Source organism: Mesorhizobium sp. KR2-14, assembly GCF_040049255.1.
In the GTDB taxonomy this organism is placed as follows: domain Bacteria; phylum Pseudomonadota; class Alphaproteobacteria; order Rhizobiales; family Rhizobiaceae; genus Pseudaminobacter.
Genome location: NZ_JBDZDR010000001.1, coordinates 700,765 through 722,224 on the forward strand (window position 1 = coordinate 700,765; position 21,460 = coordinate 722,224).

At 63.6% G+C, this 21,460-nt stretch carries 19 protein-coding genes; all 19 read right to left on the bottom strand.

What is annotated here, in order from left to right; genetic code table 11:
* Positions 1 to 3: 3 nt before the first annotated feature.
* Entirely contained in the window at positions 4 to 642 is a 639-nt protein-coding gene (locus ABLE86_RS03255) for a cytochrome c oxidase subunit 3 (RefSeq protein WP_348777465.1), read from the bottom strand.
* Positions 623 to 2,311 (bottom strand): cbb3-type cytochrome c oxidase subunit I, encoded by a 1,689-nt coding sequence (locus tag ABLE86_RS03260; RefSeq protein ID WP_348777466.1) that lies wholly within the window; start codon positions 2,309 to 2,311, stop codon positions 623 to 625. Before ABLE86_RS03260 ends, ABLE86_RS03255 begins: the two co-directional genes overlap by 20 nt.
* Positions 2,308 to 3,252: a cytochrome c oxidase subunit II gene (gene coxB / locus ABLE86_RS03265; RefSeq protein WP_348777467.1), complete on the bottom strand. Its 945-nt coding sequence runs from the start codon at positions 3,250 to 3,252 to the stop codon at positions 2,308 to 2,310. The genes ABLE86_RS03260 and coxB overlap by 4 nt, the downstream gene beginning before the upstream one ends.
* On the bottom strand, positions 3,249 to 4,037 hold the full coding sequence (locus ABLE86_RS03270; protein ID WP_348777468.1) for an SCO family protein: 789 nt from the start codon (positions 4,035 to 4,037) through the stop codon (positions 3,249 to 3,251). Before ABLE86_RS03270 ends, coxB begins: the two co-directional genes overlap by 4 nt.
* The gene (locus ABLE86_RS03275) at positions 4,034 to 4,420 is read right to left on the bottom strand and encodes a hypothetical protein (RefSeq protein ID WP_348777469.1); all 387 of its coding nucleotides are present in this window, start codon (positions 4,418 to 4,420) and stop codon (positions 4,034 to 4,036) included. Before ABLE86_RS03275 ends, ABLE86_RS03270 begins: the two co-directional genes overlap by 4 nt.
* Complete coding sequence (locus ABLE86_RS03280; RefSeq protein WP_348777470.1) at positions 4,417 to 5,472, bottom strand: hypothetical protein; 1,056 nt, start codon at positions 5,470 to 5,472, stop codon at positions 4,417 to 4,419. The genes ABLE86_RS03275 and ABLE86_RS03280 overlap by 4 nt, the downstream gene beginning before the upstream one ends.
* Entirely contained in the window at positions 5,469 to 5,993 is a 525-nt protein-coding gene (locus tag ABLE86_RS03285) for a cytochrome c (RefSeq protein ID WP_348777471.1), read from the bottom strand. Before ABLE86_RS03285 ends, ABLE86_RS03280 begins: the two co-directional genes overlap by 4 nt.
* On the bottom strand, positions 5,990 to 6,550 hold the full coding sequence (locus ABLE86_RS03290; protein WP_348777472.1) for a DUF3341 domain-containing protein: 561 nt from the start codon (positions 6,548 to 6,550) through the stop codon (positions 5,990 to 5,992). Before ABLE86_RS03290 ends, ABLE86_RS03285 begins: the two co-directional genes overlap by 4 nt.
* Complete coding sequence (gene nrfD / locus ABLE86_RS03295) at positions 6,543 to 7,880, bottom strand: NrfD/PsrC family molybdoenzyme membrane anchor subunit (protein WP_348777473.1); 1,338 nt, start codon at positions 7,878 to 7,880, stop codon at positions 6,543 to 6,545. Before nrfD ends, ABLE86_RS03290 begins: the two co-directional genes overlap by 8 nt.
* Positions 7,877 to 10,642: a 4Fe-4S dicluster domain-containing protein gene (locus ABLE86_RS03300; RefSeq protein WP_348777474.1), complete on the bottom strand. Its 2,766-nt coding sequence runs from the start codon at positions 10,640 to 10,642 to the stop codon at positions 7,877 to 7,879. Before ABLE86_RS03300 ends, nrfD begins: the two co-directional genes overlap by 4 nt.
* Positions 10,643 to 10,742: 100 nt before the next feature.
* The gene (locus ABLE86_RS03305; protein ID WP_348777475.1) at positions 10,743 to 11,411 is read right to left on the bottom strand and encodes a cytochrome c3 family protein; all 669 of its coding nucleotides are present in this window, start codon (positions 11,409 to 11,411) and stop codon (positions 10,743 to 10,745) included.
* A gap of 159 nt (positions 11,412 to 11,570) precedes the next feature.
* Positions 11,571 to 12,542 carry an SDR family oxidoreductase gene (locus ABLE86_RS03310; RefSeq protein ID WP_348777476.1) on the bottom strand — a complete coding sequence of 324 codons (972 nt, stop codon included), beginning with the start codon at positions 12,540 to 12,542 and terminating at the stop codon, positions 11,571 to 11,573.
* Between the two features lie 162 nt (positions 12,543 to 12,704).
* Positions 12,705 to 13,601 (bottom strand): DUF6328 family protein, encoded by an 897-nt coding sequence (locus ABLE86_RS03315; RefSeq protein ID WP_348777477.1) that lies wholly within the window; start codon positions 13,599 to 13,601, stop codon positions 12,705 to 12,707.
* Between the two features lie 178 nt (positions 13,602 to 13,779).
* Entirely contained in the window at positions 13,780 to 15,024 is a 1,245-nt protein-coding gene (locus ABLE86_RS03320; RefSeq protein ID WP_348777478.1) for a cytochrome c, read from the bottom strand.
* Positions 15,021 to 16,787 (bottom strand): GMC family oxidoreductase, encoded by a 1,767-nt coding sequence (locus ABLE86_RS03325; RefSeq protein WP_348777479.1) that lies wholly within the window; start codon positions 16,785 to 16,787, stop codon positions 15,021 to 15,023. Before ABLE86_RS03325 ends, ABLE86_RS03320 begins: the two co-directional genes overlap by 4 nt.
* 4 nt (positions 16,788 to 16,791) lie before the next feature.
* Positions 16,792 to 17,523, bottom strand: coding sequence for a gluconate 2-dehydrogenase subunit 3 family protein (locus ABLE86_RS03330; protein ID WP_348777480.1), 732 nt, complete (start codon positions 17,521 to 17,523; stop codon positions 16,792 to 16,794).
* A 205-nt stretch (positions 17,524 to 17,728) separates the two neighbouring features.
* Complete coding sequence (locus tag ABLE86_RS03335) at positions 17,729 to 18,355, bottom strand: hypothetical protein (protein WP_348777481.1); 627 nt, start codon at positions 18,353 to 18,355, stop codon at positions 17,729 to 17,731.
* 132 nt (positions 18,356 to 18,487) lie between these two features.
* A complete protein-coding gene (locus tag ABLE86_RS03340) occupies positions 18,488 to 20,815 on the bottom strand; it encodes a cation:proton antiporter (protein WP_348777482.1) in 2,328 nt (775 codons plus the stop codon).
* A gap of 139 nt (positions 20,816 to 20,954) precedes the next feature.
* On the bottom strand, positions 20,955 to 21,350 hold the full coding sequence (locus tag ABLE86_RS03345; protein ID WP_348777483.1) for a PRC-barrel domain-containing protein: 396 nt from the start codon (positions 21,348 to 21,350) through the stop codon (positions 20,955 to 20,957).
* Between the last annotated feature and the right edge of the window lie 110 nt (positions 21,351 to 21,460).

Below are 21,460 nucleotides of genomic sequence, written 5' to 3' on the forward strand. Positions count from 1 at the left end.
CCTTCACCTCGCCAGGTACAGAACGGGATACAGGAACACCCAGATCACGTCGACGACGTGCCAGTAGAGGCCGCCTGCTTCGACCACCACCGAGCGGGTGGGCACGCGCAACGCTCCTCTTGCAATCCCGTAGCCCATGCCGGCCAGCAGAACGACACCCGCAGTCACGTGCAGGGCGTGCAGCCCGGTCGCCAGGAGATACAGGTTCATGAACAGGTGCTGCATCGGCGAGCTGAATTGCGCCTCTGAGGCGGGCACCGGCAGCATTCCTTCCGAATATTCGAGGCTGTACTCGAACGCCTTCAGGCACAGGAAGGCAATGCCAAGAAGGCTGGCGCCCGCCAGACACCACGCGGCCCACCGTCTCGCGCCGGATCGCGCGGCCTGCACTGCAAGCGCAACCAGCAGGCTGGACGTGAGCAGCACGGCCGTGTTGGCGCCGCCGATGAACAGGTGGAGCGCCTTGGATGACCTGACATATTCTTCGGGATAGGCGATGCGCAGGAACATCGCCAGCACGAAGAACCCGCCGAACAGCATGATTTCGGTGGTCAGGAACACATAGGTGCCCAAAATATCGGCCAGGCGCTGTTGGGCGGGTTTTGCAAACGGCTCCTGCAGTTCAACGCCTTGCTGCGGCATCTTCGCCCTCCATCTCGATCTCATAATCATAGGGCGGGCGCGAAACTTCCGGCTGCCTGTCGAAATTGTGTTTCGGCGGCGGAGAGGGAACCGTCCATTCCAGACCCGTGACGTCCCAGGGGTTGGCTTCCGCCGGGTCCCCGTAGCGCATCGAATAGAGCAGGTAGGTAAAAGGCAGCAGGTAGGCGACCGCGAGCAGGCTGGCCCCGGCGGACGACAGGACGTGCAAGGTCTGGAATTCCGGCGGATAGAGGTGATAGCGCCGTGGCATGCCGAGATAGCCGAGCAGGAACTGCGGGAAAAAGGTCAGGTTGAACCCGATGAAGATGAACGCTGCCGATAGCCGCCCCCAGACCAGCGAGTAGGTCCTCCCGATCATCTTGGGCCACCAGAAGTGCAGTGCCCCGAAGAAGGCCGACACCGTGCCGCCCACCATGATGTAGTGGAAGTGAGCCAGCACGAAGTAGGTGTCATGGACATGCACGTCGACCGCGAGCATGGCCAGGACGAGGCCGGTCATGCCGCCCACCACGAACAGCCCGATGAAGGCCATGGCAAACAGGAACGGCGGGTCGAGCGAGATGTGCCCCTTATACAGCGTCGCCGTCCAGTTATAGACCTTGATGCCGGAGGGCACGGCCACGGCGAGGCTGAGAAACGAGAAGATCGCGCTGGCATACATGGACTGGCCGGCAACGAACATGTGATGGCCCCAGACGAGAAAGCCGATGACGGCGATGGCGATCGAAGACGCCGCCACGAAGGTGTAGCCGAAGACCGGCTTTCGCGCCGCCGCCGCCACAAGCTCGCTGACCACGCCCAGCGCCGGCAGAACCATGATGTACACGGCCGGGTGGCTGTAGAACCAGAACAGGTGCTGGTAGAGCAGAGGGTCGCCTCCCAGCTTGGGATCGAACACGCCGAGCCCGAACGCACGCTCGGCGATGATGAGCGCAAGGGTGAGCGTCAGGACCGGGGTTGCCAGAACCAGAACCAGGGAGGTGGCGTAGATCGACCAGACGAACAGCGGAAGGCGGCCCCAGGTCATGCCGGGGCAGCGCAGCTTGTGGATGGTGACGATGAAGTTGAGCCCCGTCAGGATCGACGAGAAGCCCACGATGATGACGGCAGTGGCCGCCAGCACCACCCAGCCGTTGGCGAACATCGACGACAGCGGGGTGTAGAAGGTCCAGCCCGTATCGATGCCCCCCGCGATCAGCACGAAGAGGGTGAAGAGACCTCCGAGCATATAGATGTACCAGCTCAGCAGGTTCAGCCTCGGAAAGGCTAGGTCTCGCGCCCCGATCATCAGCGGAACCAGGAAATTGCCGAATGTGTTGGGGATCGAGGGGATCAGGAAGAACCAGACCATCACAACGCCGTGCAGCGTGAAGGTGCGGTTGTAGCCTTCGTTGGACAGGAAGCGTCCACCCGGCGCCAGCAATTCGAGCCGCACCAGCGCCGCGGCCGAGCCGCCGATGAAGAAGAAGAGCGTGACGGAGATAAGGTAGAGCATCGCAATGCGCTTGTGGTCGTGGGTAAGCAGCCAGGACCTCAGCGTGCGACCGGCACGCAGATAGCTTTGCCGCTGGAGTTCCGTTTCCGAAAGCCCGCGGTCGTCGAGATTTGCCGGATCCGGACGCGCGCCGGGCGACCCTGCCTTGCTCATCTCCTCCCCTCCTCGGTCGCCAGCGACTTGATGTAGGCCACCAGCTTGAGAACCTGGTCCTCGCTCAACACGTTCTGGAACGTCGGCATGATGTGCGGATAGCCTGCCGCGATCTGGGATTGCGGCAGGAGAATGCTGTCGCGAATGTACTGGTCGTCAGCCAGCACCACCTCCCCGCTTTCGAGCGGCACGTGCCGGCCATAGAGCCCGGCCAGCGAGGGGGCGTGGACCGTCGCGGCAGGCCCGTGGCAGCCGCTGCACCCAAATTGGCGGAACAGCTTCTCGCCCTCGACAGCCAGCGTCTGGTTGGAGCCCGCCTGCTCGAGCCATTGCGCATAATCGGTCGGGCTTTGCGCGATGAACCTCCCCGTCATCCGTGAGTGGTCGGTGCCGCAGAACTCGGCACAGGCCAGGCGGTAGGTGCCGGGCGTATCCGCTTCGAACCACATGATGACATAACGGCCCGGCAGAACGTCCCGCTTCATCCGCAGCGCGGGGATGAACAGGCTGTGGATCACGTCCTCGGAGGTCATGGTCAGCCGGACCGGCCGGCCAATCGGAACATGCAGTTCGTCGATCTCGCGCTGGCCCGTCGGATGCTGGAACTTCCACATCCACTGCTTCCCGACCACGGCGATGTCCAGCGTGTCGGCAGGCGGACGATACAGGCCGCTGAAAAGCTGCGTGGCCCATATGTACAGCAGAAACGTCAGCACGAACGGCACGACCGCCCAAGAAACTTCCAGCCAGACGTTGCGGTTGGCGGGGTGCTTGCGGTCGGCTGCCTTGCCGCGGTGGTACTTCACCGCAAACGCCACGATGAGCACGAAGACCGGCGCCGACAGCGCAAGCGTCAGCACCGACATGCTGGCAAGCACAAGGTCGACATGCCGGCCATAGCTGGACGCTTCGGGCGGCCAGAATTCCAACAGGCCGCTCATGGGCCAACCCGTTTCGCAGCCCGGCGCTCGCGCATGACCGCCGATGCGATCAGCAAGGCGCCGATGCCCCCGGTGGCCCCGGCTCCGATCCGCAAAAGGAGCCAGACCAGGGGCTCGTAGCGCCCGGTTTGCGGGTCGTAGCGATAGCACAACAGCAGGAACTGTTCGCGCCAGGAGCCCCGCTTGCCCCCTCCCGCTTCGGCGAGAGCCAGCCGCAGGTCGCCCGGGTCCGGCGCCAGCCCATACAGCCAGCGCGAAAGCCGACCTTCGGGGGTGAGCACGGCAACCGCTGCCACATGCGCGTATTGGCCGAGTTGCTCGTCCCAGCCGTAGCGATATCCCATGGCATTCGTCAGCGCCGCAATCTGATCCGGCGCACCGGTGAGCGCGTGGACCGCGCCGGGCGCAAGCGCCGGAAACCGTTCGCGCAGTTCGGCCAGTGACTTTCTCGCTTCGGCCGGGCCTTCGCGGGGATCGATGCTGAACGCGACAATGGCAAAATCGGCTCCGGCCTTCAGCGGCTGCGCAAGCACCGCTTCGGCGAGGCCCGACAGCGTGACCCCGCAGATGTTGGGACAGTTGTGCACCACGGGCGCGAGCAGCATCGGCTTGCCTGCCGCGAGGCTGCCGAGAACCAGCGACCGGCCGTTCTCGTCCCGAAATGTCGTTTCCAGCGGAAGCTGGCTCCCCGGCCGTTGATCGATGCGAGCTTCGGAGAATGGGTCGAAGGCTGAAGCAACGGACGTTGTTGCCAGCCAGAACAGAAGCACAGCCACGGCCCTCATTGCGCGCCTCCGCCTTGCGCATCCGGCCATCCCTGCTCCTCCAGCAGCTTCATGGCCCTCTCGATCGGCACCCGCACGCGGCCCTTGGCGTTGTCGACCCATGCGTAGCCACCAAGCATGGCCTGCGCCTTGGCCTCGATCTGCAACCTGTCGGCTTCGGGCGTGGTTTCCAGCCGGGGCGGCGGCGGCAACTGCGCTGCTGGCGGCGACAGGGGCACAATGGCGGGCGGGCTCGGCGTCACAAGCCACAGCACACCCGCGACGATGACGCCGGATATGACGATGCCCGCAAGAAGCGCGAGAACCGAGTAGGCGACCAGACGCGGAGACGCGTCGCTGGGCTCATACGCCAATTCGCCGCCGACGCTCCGGGCCGCCTTCATGGGACTGCCCCCTTGCTTGCCGGTTTCATGCGGCTGCGTTGGACGAGCACCAGCCCGCCAACTGCAAGCACGCCCAGACCGCACAGCGCAAGAAGCGCCGCGACGACTGCGACAGCCCCGCCTCCGGTCGCCGGAAGCACCAGCCAGGAGACTTCAAGTGCCTTGCCAGCGAGCACCGCGGACGCACATGCGACCAGCCACGCCCGGCTGCGCCTCACGGGGGGAAAGCCGAGCAGGAACGCCGGGGCAAGCTGCAGCCCGGCCAGGGCGTATTCCACCGCTGCCCAGCCTCCCGAGCCGCGCAAGATGTACCACGCCGCCCCTTGCGGAAGGTTTCCGGACCAGATGATCACATACTGCATGAAGGCAAAATATGCCCAAAGCAGCAGCGCAGTGAGCAGCAAGGCGCCGACCGTCCCATCGCGGAGGTCGCCCGGCGCTGCAGCCCGCATCAACACCAACAGCGAAAGCGCGATCGTGCACTGTACCGACAGCACGTATAGCCCGAAACCCGAAGAGTGGAATCCGGGATCGAGCGACATCAGCCAGTCGACCGAAACCGCGCTGTTGAGCAGGACGAAGGCAATCAATCCCGCCGAAGCGACCGGCACCGACCAGCGCGGGCGCATGATCAACAGAGAGGCCAGCAGCATCGACCCGGCAAGAAGCGCCAAAGTGCGCAACGAGAAGAACCAGGGGCTGAGGTAGACCTCCCGGAACGGCGTGTGCTGCGGGCGCCCTACCCAAGGATAGAGCCGATCGAGGCGGCCAAGCACGGGCAGCACCGCGACCAGGGTTGCGGGAAGCAGAAACAGGGCGGCTTCCGCCGGCCCGGCCAGTTCTTCGGTCCACCGCCCGGGAATGAGGCGCATCATCATCAGCAGGACCAGACAGCCCAGCGGCAAGGCGCTCCAGAACGCGAAGCCGACGAGCCAGCCCGCAAGTGCAGCGTGGGCGTCGACCACGCCCAGCAGAAGGCACGCCGCACAGGCACCGAAACCGATGGCAGCTCCCAACAACGTCGTCCTGCTGAGCTGCCGGTAGCCGTTCATGGCTGCGCCTCCAGCCTGGCGCGCTCATCAGGCGTGAGCAGTGCCGCCGGTGCGTCCTGGCTGAGTTGCAGGGCACGGATATAAGCTGCGATCGCCCATCGGTCGCGAGGGGTAACGCGGTCGGCATAGGAGTACATCACGCCATGGCCGGTGGTGATGACCTCGACGAAATAGCGCGAGGGCGCCTGGCGCAACCGATCGATATGGAAGCTCGGCGGTTGTGGAAAGCCGCGCGCGGGCACGGTGCCATGTCCGCTGCCGGAGTAGTCGTGGCACGGCGAGCAATAGATGCCGAAGCGTTGCTGGCCTCGTTCGAGAAGCTGCGGAGTGATGTCGGGCCGCTGTGCAAGCTCCGCGGCCAGGGCGGGATCGTCGCGGCCGATCGTCCCGCCGGGCGGCGCCTGCATCGACGTCCCGTCCGCAAACAAGGTGCTGCGTTCGTAGGAATCGTATCGGGGCTGATGGCTCATCTGGTCGCAGCCGGCCGACACAAGGCAAAGGGTCAGCAGCGCGCGCCTCATTCCGGTTGCTCCGTGTGGGCGACGACATCCACCCGCACCGGGCCAAGTCCGTCCAGGAAGCGCCGGGTGCGGCTGCGGTCGAACTTGTCGTCGTCGCTGAAGACGACAAGGAAGAACCTGTCGGAACTCGCCAGATGGAAGCGGTCCAGATCGAAAAGAGGGTGGTGCAGGCGCGGAAGCCGATTCAGCACGAGCATTGCCCCGATCGCGAACGTGACGGCGAACAGGACGGACAGTTCGAAAGTGATGAGCATGAAGGCAGGCGTGGCCAGCAGCGGCCGCCCCCCAATGTCGATGGGGAAATCGAGATTGGTGTAGACCTGCATGCCGTAACCAGCCGCCGCGCCTATAACGGCGCCGGCGAAAGTCGCCCAGGGCACCCGCTGATCATCAAAGCCGAGCGCTTCGCCGAGGCCCTCCACCGGAAATGGGGTGTAGGCTTCGATCCGCCGATAGCCCGTCTTTCGCGTTCGCCGCACCGCGTCCAGAAGCTGTTCCGGGCGGCTGAACTCGGCCAGCAGCCCAAAACAATCCGTCTGGGGCGAAGGCTCACGCATGCTGCGCGCCCTCCCGTTCCTCGAAAAGCGTCTCCTTGATCTCGAAAGCGGAAATTACCGGCAGGAACCGCACGAAAAGCAGGAACGGAGCCAGGAACACGCCCAGCATGCCCGCGAAAAGGCTCCATTCCCAGAAGCTCGGATGATAGTCCCCCCAGGAAGAGACGAGGTAATTGCGGTAAAGCCCGGTCACCAGCAGCATGTAGCGCTCCAGCCACATTCCGACCGCCACCGACAGGCCGATCAGGAACAGCAGTATCGGGTTGGTCCTCACACCGCGCCACCACAGAAGCTGCAGCGGCACGAAGTTGGCCACCACCGCGCCCCAGTAGCTCCAGGCATAGGTGCCCGCCACCCGGCTCATCAGCGTGTCCATCTCCTGGCGATCGCCGCCATAGAGCGTGTCAAACACCTCTATGACATAGCCGTAGGCGGTCATGAGCCCGGTCGCGAGCAGCAGCTTTCCAAGCAGGTCGAGATGACGTGCGGTGACCAGGTTGCCGAGGCCGAGCGCGTGCCGCAGCACCACCGCGATCATCGAAACCACGGCAAAGCCGGAAAACGCCGCCCCCAGCACGAAATAGGGGGGAAAGACGGTCGAGTTCCAGCCCGGCAGCGGCCCGGCCGCAAACAGCAGCGAGACTTCCGAATGCACCGACACGACCAGCGGCACGGCAATCGCCGCGGTCAGCCTGTAGGATTGGCGCCAGCGCACCCAGTGCCGCGCCGAGCCCCGCCAGCCGAGCGCGGCGAGCCCGTAGAAGACCTGATACCGCCGCTTCCTTGCGCGGTCTCGCGTGGCGGCCAGGTCCGGCACGATGCCGATATACCAGAACAGCGCCGAGACGGTCAGGTAGGTCAGCACGGCAAAGAAATCCCAGCTCAGCGGGCTCTTGAACTGGGGCCATATCGTCATGGTGTTCGGATAAGGCGCCATCCAGTAGAAGAACCACGGACGCCCCAGGTGCAGGATCGGGTAAAGTCCCGCGCAGATGACGGCGAAAAGCGTCATCGCCTCGGCGAAGCGATTGAGCGAATTGCGCCAATGCGCCTCCAACAGCAGGAGCATCGCCGAGATCAGCGTTCCGGCATGGCCGATGCCCAGGAACCAGATGTAGTTGGAGATGGCGATGCCCCAGTTGACCGGGATGTTGTTGCCCCAGACTCCGACGCCTCGCCCGAAAACCATAGCCGCCGAAGCCAGGAACGTCAGCAGCAGAAGAAGCGAAAATCCGAAACAGATCCACCACGCTCGCGGCTCCGGATAAGCGAGGGGAATTCGCGTGACCTCTTCGGTGACCGCAGAGAGCTCGCCTTCGCTGCTGGTCATTTTTGCCCCTCCCTGCCGTCCGGATCTTCCTTGGTTTCGATCCGGGCCAGATAGGTGGTTCGTGGCCTGGTGTTGGCCTCCTCGAGCAGGCTGTAATTGCGTGTGGTCGCCTTGCGCCGGCTGACTTCGCTTTTGGCATCCAGAATATTGCCGAACACGATCGCCCTGGTCGGGCAGGCCTGCTGGCAGGCGGTCACAACCTCGCCATCCTGGACCGGCCGGCCGGCAATTTGGGCGGAGATCCGTGCCTCGGCGATGCGCTGGACGCAGTAGGTGCATTTTTCCATGACGCCGCGGCTGCGCACCGTCACGTCAGGATTGCGCATGGCCTTCACGGATGCGGGATCGTCGCCGGTATAGTCGAACCAGTTGAAGCGGCGGACCTTGTAGGGACAGTAGGACGAGCATGTGCGGGTGCCGATGCAGCGATTGTAGACCTGCAGGTTCAGCCCGTCGAAGCTGTGCACGGCCGCGTTGACCGGGCATCCCATTTCACACGGGGCCTGCTCGCAATGCATGCAGGGAACGGGCTGGAAGTAGGACCGGGGCGCGGCGATATCGCCCTCATGATAATGGTCCACCCGCAGCCAGTGCATGTGGCGCCCCTCGGCCACCAGTTCCTTGCCGACCATGGGAACGTTGTTCTCGGCCACGCAGGCAACCACGCAGGCGCTGCAGCCGGTGCACAGATCGAGATCTATCGACATCCCCCATGACGGGCTTTCCCATGCGCGCTCGGGATAGAGACTCGGGCCGTGGCTGACCCCTTCGACCTGCTCATGCGCGCGGGCGCTATCGACGGTGCGCACGAAGTCGTAGCCGTCCATGGCCTGGTGAGGCTGGGTGCAAGCGACGGTCGCGTGTGCGCCCGTCACATCGAGCGAGGCGCCCGTGAGGTGCCACGGTTCCCGCGCGGTGCGGAGCGTGAAGGCGTTATAGCCGAGCCCGCCGGCAATCGCGCTTCGAGCGCGGCCATAGCCCAGGGTCAAAGTTATCGTCCCAGGCTCCTGCCCCGGCTGCACCCAGGCCGGCCCGACGATCTCCCTGCCCTGCACTGACAAGCGCACTTCGTCGCCGTTGGTGATTTTGCGCATCGACGCCAGATGCGGGCTGACCGCGACGACATTGCCCCAGGTGATCGTGCTCAGCGGCTTGGGCGTTTCCTGCAGCCAGGAATTGTCTGCAAAGCAGCCGTCCCACACCGTGGGGTCCGGCCGCAGCAGAACGGCGAGCTTTTCCGGCTGGTCCGGCTCGATTTGAGGGCGCACGGAGCGGTCGACCGGCGCGGCAGAAACCGGGGCGAATGCGCTGTTTTCCACGAAGCCGCGAAAGAGCGCGTCGCGCCAGCGGGCGTCGAAATCGCTGCCCCAGTTGGCGCGCCATGTGGCCTGCACCAGGTCCCTGTCCGTGCCCGAGCCGCCCGACAGCTTGTCCAGCAGCACATGCGCCGAGCGCACGGCATAGAACGGCCGCACCAGAGGTTGCACGATGCTTGCGGTGCCGTCGGCCGAACGCGCGTCGCTCCAGCTTTCCAGTTCGTGCTGGAGCGGCGCATGCCATTGGCATTGCTCCGCCGTTTCGTCGAAATAAAGCCCGGCGTGCAGCCTGAACGCTACCTTCTGCATCGCTTTGCGAAGGGCCAGGTCCGACGGTGCCGCGTAGACCGGGTTCACGCCGAGCACGGCCAACGTGTCCACCCGGCCCGCATCCATGTCCTGCACGAGCGCTTCGAGGGATTGTTCCGGGTTCGACGCCGGCTGGATGATCGGCTCGGTGAAGCCGAGCGTCGTGCCGAACGCGCCAAGCTTCTCGTTGATCAGCAGCCCGTAAGCCTGCAGTTCGGCGCTGTACTGCGCTCCGACGGAAAGTAGCGCCCGGCCCTGGCTGCCGCGCAGCGCGCGAACGGCCGAAGCGACCCACTCCTTCTCGCGTTCGGAGAGTTGTGCGACGGGACCCTCAAGACCGAGTTCCCCGCCAATTGCGCTCGCGATTTCCCCGATGCGAGCATGCCGCACGATCAGCCGGTCGTCGGCCTTCGCGCCCGTCAGCGTCGGGGTCGGTTCAGCCACGAACAACCGGGACACGCCGGAGCCCGCCTGGGAAGCGAGGCGCCGGGTCGACCAGAGATGACTGTTGCTCGCCTGCCGTGGCCCGGGGCCCAGCAGATCGTCGTCGAGGCTGACGACCACCTCGGTTTGGTCGAGCCTGGCGTGCAGCGCCAGCTCGCGGCCGAACAGCATCTTCGTTGCGGCAGCCCGGTTGTCTTCGTCAACCGCGTCGAACACGTGCCAGCGCGCCTGCGGCCAACGGGCGAGCAATGCGCCGATCTGCCTGACCAGCGTTGGCGAGGACACCGGGCCGGTCAGCAGGCGAAACCCTGCCCCCTGGCGCCGGTTCAGTTCTTCGGCGCGCTCCGCGATGGCGGTGTCGAACGCCTGCCAGCTGGTCGGCTGCCCAAGATGGGCCGGCCCTTGCGACCGCGCGGGATCGTAGAGTCCGAGCAACGCCGCCTGCATGAAGATGTCGGTGGCGCCGCCGGTAAGGGGGTGATCGGGATTCCCTTCCAGCTTTACGGGGCGGCCAACATAGGTCTTGCCCAGGACCGGCTGCGCATATCCGGCGAAAGTCAAGGCCGTCGCATACCATTTCGGCTTCCCGGGCGTGACGGCTTCGGGCGCATTGACATAGGGCAAGGCCATCTCGTCCGGCTCACCGGTGCATCCGCTGGCCAGGGCGAGCGACGCGATCATCGCCTTCATCATTGCCCTTCGGTCGATTAAGGGTCCGGGCGCCGCAAACGAAGCTTCGACGGTGCCCCCGCCGGTCGGCTTGCCTTGACGTCCCTCTCGCCGTTCCATTGGGTCACCGGTGACAGATGTTGCAGTTGTCGAGCTTGGACGGCTGCAGCCCGTAAGCTTTCACCATCAGCGCGCCGTAGAGCCGGTGTTCTTCGGGCTGGCTGTCCCACTCGGACCAGTCCATGCGCGTGATGTCGGAAGGCGGGCGCAGATGCGGCGCGGGGTTCCTGTGGCAGTCGAGGCACCATTTCATCTGGAAGGGCTGTGCACGCGCCATCAAGGGCATCTGGTCCACGCGTCCGTGGCAAGTGACGCACGGCACGCCGCGGGCCAGATGGATCGAATGATTGAAATAGACATAGTCCGGAACCCGCGCGACCCGGCGCCACTCGAGCGGCTTGCCGTCGGCGAGGCTGTCGCGCACGGGCGCCAGCATCGCGGCGTTCGTCCAGATCTGCGAATGGCAGGTCATGCAGATATGCGTCGCTGGAAGTCCTGCCTCCGCGCTCGTTTCCGCGGAGGTGTGGCAGTAGCTGCAGTCTATGCCCAGGCCGCCGACATGGTGCTCGTGACTGAAGGGAACGGGTTGATCACGCACCCAGCCGACGAGCGTCTCATAGCTGGAGCTGGCATATCCCGCAGTGAAGAACGTCACCGTCACTAGAAGCAAAAGCATCGCCAAAGCAAACGCCCGCAATCGAGTGTCGGCTGACGCCGTAAATATTTGCGGCATGGCGAAATCCGCCCTCGTCGGATTTCGAATAAATTTCTATGCAACCGATTGGTTCCACGACATTTCAGGCGCCATAGTCGCCGACATGACGTCGATGTCGTTTTTCAACCTGCAGTACGTACCCGAATTTCAATCCACGTCCTTGGCGAGCCGCGCTCTTCAGTGTCCGCCTATCACCGGCAGGATTTCGCCGGTTATGTAGCTGGAGCAGTGAGAGGAAGCGAGAAAGACGTAGGCCGGCGCAATCTCTTCGGGCTGCGCCGGGCGCTTCATCGGCACCTTGGCCCCGAACTTGGAAACATCCTCGCGCTGCTTGTCAGATGGATTGAGCGGCGTCCACACCGGGCCGGGAGCCACCGCGTTCACCCGGATGCCCTGCCCGATGAGATTTGCCGCAAGCGCGCGCGTGAATGCGTGAATTCCGCCCTTGGTCATCGAATAGTCGATCAGTTCCTTGGAACCCTCGATCCCGGTGACCGACCCCGTATTGACGATCGCCGACCCCGGCGTCATGTGCTCGACCGCGGCGCGCGCCATGTAGAAATAGCCGTAGAGGTTGGTTTTCACCGTCTGATCGAAATGCTCCGGCGTGAGGTCCTCGAACTCTGCGGCGTGCACTTGGAAGGCCGCGTTATTGACGAGCACGTCGAGGCGGCCGAACTGCTCGACAGTCTGGGTCACAGCCCGCTGGCAATAGTCCTTGTCCGAAACGTCACCAGGTATCAGTATGCAGCGGCGGCCTTCCGCTTCCACAGCCTTTTTCGTCTCTGCCGCGTCCTGGTGTTCGTCGAGATAAGAAATCGCTATGTCGGCCCCTTCCCGTGCAAACAGCACCGCGACGGCCCGTCCTATCCCCGAGTCGCCTCCGGTTATCAAAGCCGCCTTTCCTTCGAGCTTCCTGGACCCGAGATAGTATGGCGCGTTGTACATCGGCGCCGGTTCGAGCTTTGCCTCCTCTCCCGGCTTTGGCTGGTGCTGCCTGGGAAAGGGCGGCTCCGGGTATCGCCTCGCGCCGGCCTGCATGGCCCCTTCCTGAGCCTTGTCCTTGCCTTCCTTGTCCGCCGCGGCCACCCGGCCTTGTATGGCTTGTTGCCGCTCGACCGCGGCTTTCGTTCCGTGTTTGCTGGCCATGTTGCACCTCTTCGTCGACCGATCCTCTGGCGGGAAGCCGTCTCCGCTACTTCTCCAGGGCGGACCTTTACTAACCGCGCCCCCGAAAGAACGTTCCGCCTTTCGCGGGGTGGGCAGCGAAGGGGAAAGGCCGAGCGAAGCGCCGACGTACCGGACCGGATCTCAGTTACTTCGCCGGCTGGCTCGCTTCGCCAACGGAACCGCAAACCACAAGAAATAGAGCAGCGCACACAGCGCCAAAGCCCCGACGGCAGCGATCTGGACGTGCCCGGTTGCCCGCTCCAGCGCGACATAGAAGCCACTTGCTATGCCGACGCCCAGCGGAACCAGCGCGGCCAGAACCATCACGCTGGCCTTCTTGTGGAACTCCTCGCTGTCTTGCCCCGCTTCCACGAGCCTGTGATAGGTGGCAGGCATCATCAGGATGATTACCGACACCGCCACCGAAACGAGGCCGACAACGTGGACCTTCTGCGATAGCGGCGGCAGCCTGGCGAAGCCATCCATCAGTGTGGCGACCAGCGCAAAGCCAAGCAGTGTCTGGGCTCCGGGCAGAATGACCCTGGCTTCGGTCAAGACATGATGCACTTTCGTGGAAACTGACGTCGGCTGGCTGGCCATGGGACGTTCCTTTCGATGCGAGAGAGCCCGCGGCCCCATCCACGCCGCCGCCGCTGCCACCAGCACGACAAGGCCTATGGCGACGGCGGGGCGCGGCCCGAGGACTGGCGTCAGAGCCACCCCCACGTCTGCGGACAGGGCAAGACAGAACGGTACGAGCGCAACGGCGACGGCCCTGGTCGCCATCCGCTGCAGGCCGGGAGCATCGCTGCCTTGATAGACTATCTGGTGCTCGCTGCAGGGCATCAAGAGCACGGCGAAGGCAATGATGAGCAGCGCCAGCGAAAGCATCTTCAGGCCCTGCGCCTCGAACGGCAAATGTTCGTAACCAGGCTCAAGGAAGGAGCGGAATCCAAAACCGATCAAGACCTGGGTGCCCAGAACCAGGATGCGGCATTCGTCCAGTGCATTCTGGATTTTCGCTTTGAACTCGGTCATTCCCAGTCCTCAGCGCCGTTGCCGCGTGGTGGCACGAGCGGCGCGGTCCTCCAGCGTTCAAATCAAATGCAGGAGTTTAGGGGACATCCAACGGGAAGATAAAGCCGGACTTCCAGCCAAGACCGCGGATGGCACCTGGTTGCCGGCGCTTGCGGCGCATGCCGCCGAACGGGGTGTTCTACTGCTCGCTCTTGGGCTCCAGCGCTTTGCGCATGGTCTTGACGGCGTCAGCAGATACGGGCGGCGCCGCATTGCCCCAGGCGGCCCGGATGTAGCTCACCACCGCAGCCACCTGCTCGTCCGACAGTTTCCAGTTGAAGGATGGCATCGACATCGCATTTGGGTCCTGCGATGTCCACGCACCACGACCGCCTTCGAGAACCAGCCGTATCATGCTGCTCGGGTCCTGCGCATGCACCATCGTGCCTCCCTTCAGGGCCGGGAACAACCCGGGCACGCCCTCGCCCCGGATCTGATGGCACGCGGAACACTGGTCGTAGTAGATGGCCTCGCCCTGGCTTGAGATCCCGTGATCCGCGGTCGCCTTCTCGGGCGTGCCGGCCTGGCTCGGAAGCGATTTCAGATATTCGGCCATCGCCCGCAGATCGGACTCCTCCATTTTCGAGGTCGAGACCGAAACCACTTCCGACATGGGCCCGTAGGCAAGCGTGCGCTCGGTGTGGCCGGTCTTGAGGAAACGGACGATGTCGTCCACGCTCCATCTGCCAAGGCCGCTCCCCATATCCCCCGTCAGGTTCGGCGCGAACCAGTTCTGGATTTGAGACCCCTGATAGCGCTCCGCTTCCTTCACTGCGCCGAAGACGTTCTTCGGGCTGTGGCAGGCGCCGCAATGACCGAGCCCCTCGACCAGATAGGCGCCGCGGTTCCATTCCGCCGATTTTGCCGGGTCCGGTTGGAAGGTCCCGGGCCGGAAGAACAAGGTGTTCCATCCGACCATCGCCAGGGACTGGTTCAGCGGCCACACCAAAGTGTTCTCGGGCCGTCTCGACCTTACCGCCGGAAGCGTCAGCAGGTAGGCATGGATGGCGTCCACATCCTCCCGCGTCACCTTGGTAAACCAGGGATAGGGAAACGCCGGATAAAGTCGGGTGCCGTCTTCGGCTATGCCCTCATGCATGGCGCGATAGAACTGATCGTCGGTCCACGCCCCAATCCCCGTGTCGGGGTCGGGAGTGACATTGGGCGAATAGATGGTTCCGAATGGAGTTTCTATCGGGCGGCCGCCGGCGAATGGCTGTCCGCCCTCGGCTGTGTGACATGCAGCGCAGTCGCCAAGGTCCGTCAGGTAGCGGCCACGCTGCTGTTGAGCATATTCGCCAACATGCGCAAGCCCGGCGGTCAGTGAGGCGAGGGCCAGGGCACCGCCTCCGGCGCAAAGGCCGACAAGCGCGAAGATCCTCATGTTTGCACCAGCGGGCCGGGTTGCTTGAGGTACTGGGAACGGATGGCATTGGCTGCCCAAAGAGTCAGGGCCGTGACAGTGCCGGTCGGATTGTAGCCGCTATTGTGGGGAAATGCGCTCGCGCCCACGACGAACAGGTTGGGCACGTCCCAGTGCTGCAGATAGCGGTTCACCACGCTTTCCTGCGGCGTGGCGCCCATGATTGCGCCGCCGGTATTGTGCGTGGTCTGGTATTCCGTGATGTCGTAATGCGGACCGCGAGGCGATTTCTTGAACTCGCGCGGTTTCATCGCCTTGGCGATGTCCACCATCTTGCCGACTTCGAAATCCTGCAGCTTCCGCTCGTTGTCCTGAAAATCGAAGGTCATGCGCATCAGCGGCCGGCCGTGCACGTCGCGATAGGTCGGGTCGAGGTCGAGCCGGTTTGCCTTGTGCGGCATCACGGCCCCCATGAGGGAAATCGACATGGAGGTCAGGTAGTTCTTGACGAAAGCCTGCTTCCACTTGGCGCCCCATTTAGGGGTGCCCTCGGGCAGCAACTCCGTTTCGATCGGCCGGCCCGTCGTGACATAGCCTGCAATATACCCGCCATGGATGAAGCCCAGGCCCGTATGGTCGAAGTTGTCGCCGTTCCAGTCGTCGACGATCACGCCCAGCGCGCCGGCGCCGATGAAGGGATTGAGCAGCTTGTCGTCGAAGAAAATGTCGACCGAGGGGTTCATCTGGTAGCAGTAGTTCTTGCCCAGAGCGCCCTTGCCTGTGGCAGGATCGTAGATCTCGCCAATGCCCGAAACCATCAGCATCCGGACGTTGTGGGTGATGTAGGCACACAGGACCACCAGGTCTGCCGGCTGTTCGAATTCCTGCCCGCTGGTGTCGACATACGTCACGCCGGTGGCGTGCTTTCCGCTTCGATCGAGATTGATCCTGAGCACCTCGCTTTCGGTCCGAAGCGTGAAATTCTGCTTGTGCATCAGCACCGGCAGGATGGTCGTCTGCGCACTTGCCTTGGAGTAGTTGCCGCAGCCGAACTTCTCGCAGAATCCGCAATAGGTGCAGGGGGCGAGCCGGACGCCGAGCGGATTGGTGTAGGCGACCGAAAGATTGCCGGAGGGGCATGGAAAGGGGTGCAGCCCCAGCGAAGAGGCCGCCTCGCCAAACAGCGTCGGCCCGTAGGTCTGCTGCATCGGCGGCGTCGGATAAGGCTGCGAGCGACTGCCCTCGAACGGATTGCCGCCGGCCTGTTTTTGTCCTCGAACGTTGCCCGCCTGTCCCGAAATGCCGCAAAGCTCGTCAAACTGCGTGTAATAGGGCTCGAGCTCTTCATAGGTGACGCCCCAGTCCTGGATCGTCATTTCGTCCGGGACCATCTGCGCTCCGTACCGGGCAATCGTCTGCGACTTGATCTGAAAATCGTAGGGCAAGAATCGGAATGCCTGGCCGTTCCAGTGCAGGATCGAGCCGCCAACGCCCGTTCCCGGCAGGAACGACCCGAGCCGCCGCATCGGAAGGGCGGTCTGGTCCGGCGAGTTGCGGAAAGTGATCGTTTCGCGAGCGGGCTGTTCGAACAGATGCTCGCGGTAGCGATAGCGCAGCTCGTCCTGAATGAAGGTCGGCGCGAAATCGGTGGCGGTGTCGCGCCAGCTGCCGCGTTCGAGGGCCAGCACGTCCAGCCCGCTGTCGGTCAGCTGATGCGCCATCAGCGCGCCGGTCCAGCCGAACCCGATCAGAACCGCGTCGACGGATGGAAGCTTGCGCGCCATCGCCTCACCCCTTCCCGTTCCAGGCGGGCCGGCCCCTGATGCCTACCGGGGGCTGATCATAGCGCTGGCCGTGTCGGCCAACCCAGTCGCGGTAGTTGTACCGAGCGCCGGGAAAGCCCAGCATCTTCCAGCCGGCCATGTCCCGGTTTCCGCTGTAGATCGGATCGGAAAACATGCCTTCCTTGGTGTTCATCAGCAGCATCTTGAAGAAGGTCTCGGCGTCGACATTGGCAAGCTCGAGCTTGCCGCCTTCAATATCCTTGAGCAGCGCGTCCTGTTGTTCGGCGGCAAGATCGGCGAAGCGCTTGCCTGATGAGCTACCGACATGCTCATCGATCGCCTTGACGGCGGCGCGATAGAGGGCGGCCGGGGTGAAGCGCGACTGAAAACCTTGCGTGTCCTGCCCCTTTTCCCACGGACCGGACATGTACCAACCCTCGGCGCGTCCGAACGCGCCCCCAAGCTGGTGGTCGATGAACAGCGTCACGCCGCAGGCACGGGCGCCAGCCCCCAGTTCGTCCTCCGGAATTAGCCGTTCCGTCGCCGCATCGATGAAGGCGACCTCTGCGGGCGTGAAATAAAGATAGTCCGAAGAGGGGTTTGGGTTCGGCAAATCCGCCTGCTGCGGAACCCACGGCCTCTCACCCTTGATCTCGCGGGCCTGGGTGGGCCCGCCCCAGACGACGACGCTGGAGGCGCCGGCCAGAAAAGTGCGACGGTTGAAGCTACTTTTCATGGCCACCTCACTTGGAGCCAGAGCCTGGAAGGTTCGGCATCTAACGATCCCCTGCGAACAAGGTTCCGTCACGTCGAGGTGCCTTCCCGTTCGGGGAACTGCTCCGCGACGTGGACTGCGAAGACGAAGAAGACACGGCTGGCCGCCTTGCCAGACAGCCAGCCGCCCTCGCTTCTTGCTTACGCTCTAAGCTCTACCTTATCGCTCAATCGTTGGTGCTCGACTTGTTCTTCTTGTGATGATGATGGTTGTGTCCGCCGCCGGGATTTTTGACGACGACCTTGTTTCCGTTTCCGTTGTTGTTGCCGTTTCCGGATCCGGCGTTGTTGTTTCCGTTATTTCCGCCGTTGTTATTACCGGTATTGTTGTTGCCGTTTCCGTTTCCGTTGTTGTTCCCAGAATTGTGGTTGCCGTTGCCAACGCCATTGCCGTTACCGGCATTGTTGTTGCCGTTGTTATTTCCGTTGTTCGACCCCGTGTTGTTATTGCCGTTATTGTTGCCGTTGTTGTTGCCGGTGTTGCCATTGCCATTGCCGTTCCCGTTGTTGGAACCGCCCTGGCTGGTGCCGCCGCCGCCACCACCGCCACCGGTGGCATAGCCTTCGGCCGCGAAAGCCGTCATGGCGATCACCGCAATCGAGGCAAGGAGGAGCTTCTTCATGGCAAATTCCTTTCGTTGACTGTGAACATCAATCGATGTGGATGGTTCTACGGCCGTCCCGCCCATCGGGTGAGTACTCTCACAGTATTTTAGTGTTAACGATTGGTTAACCATGAGCAATTCGGGGATATTACCCATCGAGGCGTGGGCAAAACCGCGTCCGTCCGGCAATATTTGAGGCTCGCGAGGGCAAACCCCCACCGCTGGGTCGGACCATTGACCTTCAAATATCGGACAAGTTCACCGCGGCGGCGCCACAATGCCGCCGCTGCGCAGATGCCGCGCAGCCCGCGCCAATCAGCTCTATTTTCGGGTGGCACGCCCTTCCGGCTTCTTTCCGTCGACCGCCTTGTCGGAAGGCACGCGTTCGGTCACGACCAGAACGATCGGCTGCGGGCACCCGGCCACCACGGAGGTTGCCGTATGGCCGAAGGAAAGTTCCGGGCCGGGCCGCTGCGCAGCCCCCATGACCACCAGGGAAGCTTGCTTCGCCTCCCGGCAGATAACCTTGTCGGCGTTGGCGTGCATGCGGATCGCGGTCTGGACAGGCACGTCGTAGCGGTTTGCGAGTTCCACGATTTCCTTCAGCACCGCTTCTTCCCGCCATCGCGACATCCATGGCCGCCGAGCACTTTCCCTTCCCTGTCGGGCGACATAGAGCGCCCTCACCTTTGCCTTGCAAGGCCGGGCCAGCGCCAAAGCCAGGTCCGCCGCTCGGCGCGCCACCTCGGTCCCATTGACCGGGACGAGAATGGTGGACGTGCTGCTGAGGCGCGGCATTCCGGTGCCGGTGCCTTGCAGCACGAGGCATAACCCGCCTTCGAAACCGGCGACGATGTCGCGCAAGCCGGGGGCGAATGCCGCCTCTTCGTCCCGTGCGCCAGCCAGCCCCACGAAAAGCATGTCATAGCCCTTGCGGGCCTCGTCCGCGACGGTCTCGGGAGTAACCGGGCTCTCGTCGCGAGCTGTCAGATGCACCTCCTCGATGGCGGTGCCCTCGCCCTTCTGCACGGCGTCGGCGCTTGTCTTGGCTGCCCGCTTCAGCTGTCTCACGTGCTCTTCCGGCCGGATTCGTTCCGACGCCGCCGCCGAAGGGCGCTTGCCCTGACGCAGGAGCGTGATGGGCATACCGCTGCTGCCTCCAAGTATTCCTGCCAGGCGTGCGGTGAACTTTCCCACGGCGCTGTCGTCCGCGATGACCAGCAAGCGCTCCAGTCGGGCAACGAGGCCGCGTTCGTCCAGGGCTTCGCGGTCGATGCGCTCCTTCTCCTCCTGCGTCATCGGCAGCCGCCGCAGCGCCCAGCGCAGCATTGGCGGCATCGCCAGCGTGGTGCAGATCGCCATGGTGACGATCATGGTGAAAAGGGTGTGCGACAGGATGTTCATCGACAGGCCGATGCTCGCCACGATGACCTCGGTCGAGCCGCGTGCATTCATCGCGCAGCCCACGGCCATCGCTTCCTTCGCCGACATGCCGACGAGCTTTCCGCCGAGGAAAGCACCGCTGAACTTGCCCACGCTGGCGATCGCGATGAGAATTACGGTAAGCATTGCGAGTGTGGGGTCCGCAAGCACGGTAAGGTCTGCCGACAGCCCGGCCACCCCGAAAAACACCGGCATGAACAATGCGGTGATCACGCCGCGCAATTCCGCTTCGATGTGGCCCGAAAGGATCGGCGATTCACCGATCAGCACGCCCGCCACGAAGGCGCCAAGCACCGTGTGCACACCAATCAGGTTGGTGGTCCAGGCCATGACGCCGGTGATGACGAGGATCACGGTTATCACGGCGAATTCGCTCTGGAAGCTGTCGTTGCTCCAGCGGATCATCGAAAAAACCAGGCGTCGCCCAACCGTGAAGCTGAAGACCATGAACACGGCCACTGCCGCTATCGTGGCCAGCAAGCTCAGGGGCTGCACCGTGCCATGGGTCGCAATGGCAAAGGTTACAGCTATGGTGAGCCAGCCGATGGTGTCCTCGAGAACCGCCGAGGAAACGATTATCTGCCCCAGGTTCCGCCGCATGAAGTTCATCTCGCGGACCACCATCGCCACTACCTTCACCGACGAGATCGAAAGTGCCGTTCCAAGAAACAGTCCGGCAACCAGGCGCTGGTCCGGGTTCGGCAGCAGCGAAGGGGGCAAGAGCGACGCAAACGCCACGCCGAGAACAAAGGGGATCAGGATGCCCGCCGCGGAGATCGACAGGCACGAGGCCCCGACCTTGCGCACCAGCTTCAGGTCGGTTTCCATGCCGGTCAGCATGAGCAGCAGCAGGATGCCGAGCTGGGCCACCGCCTCGATCATGGTCTTCTGAGGGGCATCGAGCGGGAATATGAAGTGCTGAACAGAAGGGAACAGCCAGCCGAACAGCGACGGCCCGAGCACGATGCCGCCGATCAACTGGCCAACGATCGCCGGCTGGTCGAAGCGCTGGAAAATCTCGCCCAGCCCCCGGCCCACCAGCAGCAGCAGGACGATTGCAAGAACGAAGGTCCCCTCGCCGGAGCCCGCGAAGCCCACGGGCGCTTCGGCCTCGGCCGCTCCCGCCGGTACGATCGTAAGAAGCAGAGATGCCGCCCAGAGCGTCCTGCGGCTTTCCTGACGAACGTCTTTGTCCTCGGTTGGCATGCGCGGCACTACTCAGGCACCCGGTCGCGGTCGTCTTTCGATCACGCCGTCGAAAAGCCGGCTCTGCCAGTCATTTCGAGCAAAACGGGAAACGCGGCTTGCGCTCCCGTTGCTGCTCGTCTGCACAAATGCGTGCGGCCTAGCGTTTCCACCGGCCTTCATATTTGAATTGCGGCGCCGCCTTGAGCTGGTCTTTCGTGGCGTTCATCGTCGCCACCCATTTCTTGTTGTTTTCCTGGTAGTCGATTTTCACAGCGCTCGGGCTGACCGCCACATAATGTTCCCCCATGCCCAGAAAGCCGCCCACCGACATGATGTATGCGGCAAGGGTGTTGTTCGACAAAACCAGATCCTTGATTTCGCCGACCGTCTCGTTCTGGTTATTGGTGACGTTCAGGCCAATCAGGTTGTAGCTAAGAATATCCGTCGGCTGGACGGTGACGAAATCCCCCGCAACATTGGCTTCGGGGGTCTGCGCCTGCCCGATACCCATCAGCGCAGCAGTGGCAGCGATTGCAATGATTGCTCTACGCATGGTCCTGTCCTCGCTCGATCCATATCGCCAAAAAACACTCCAGCCGCCGCTTTGTTCCTTGGGGCCTCAGAGCCGGCGCTCGATGAGCCCCGCTATAGAGCGGTACCGGT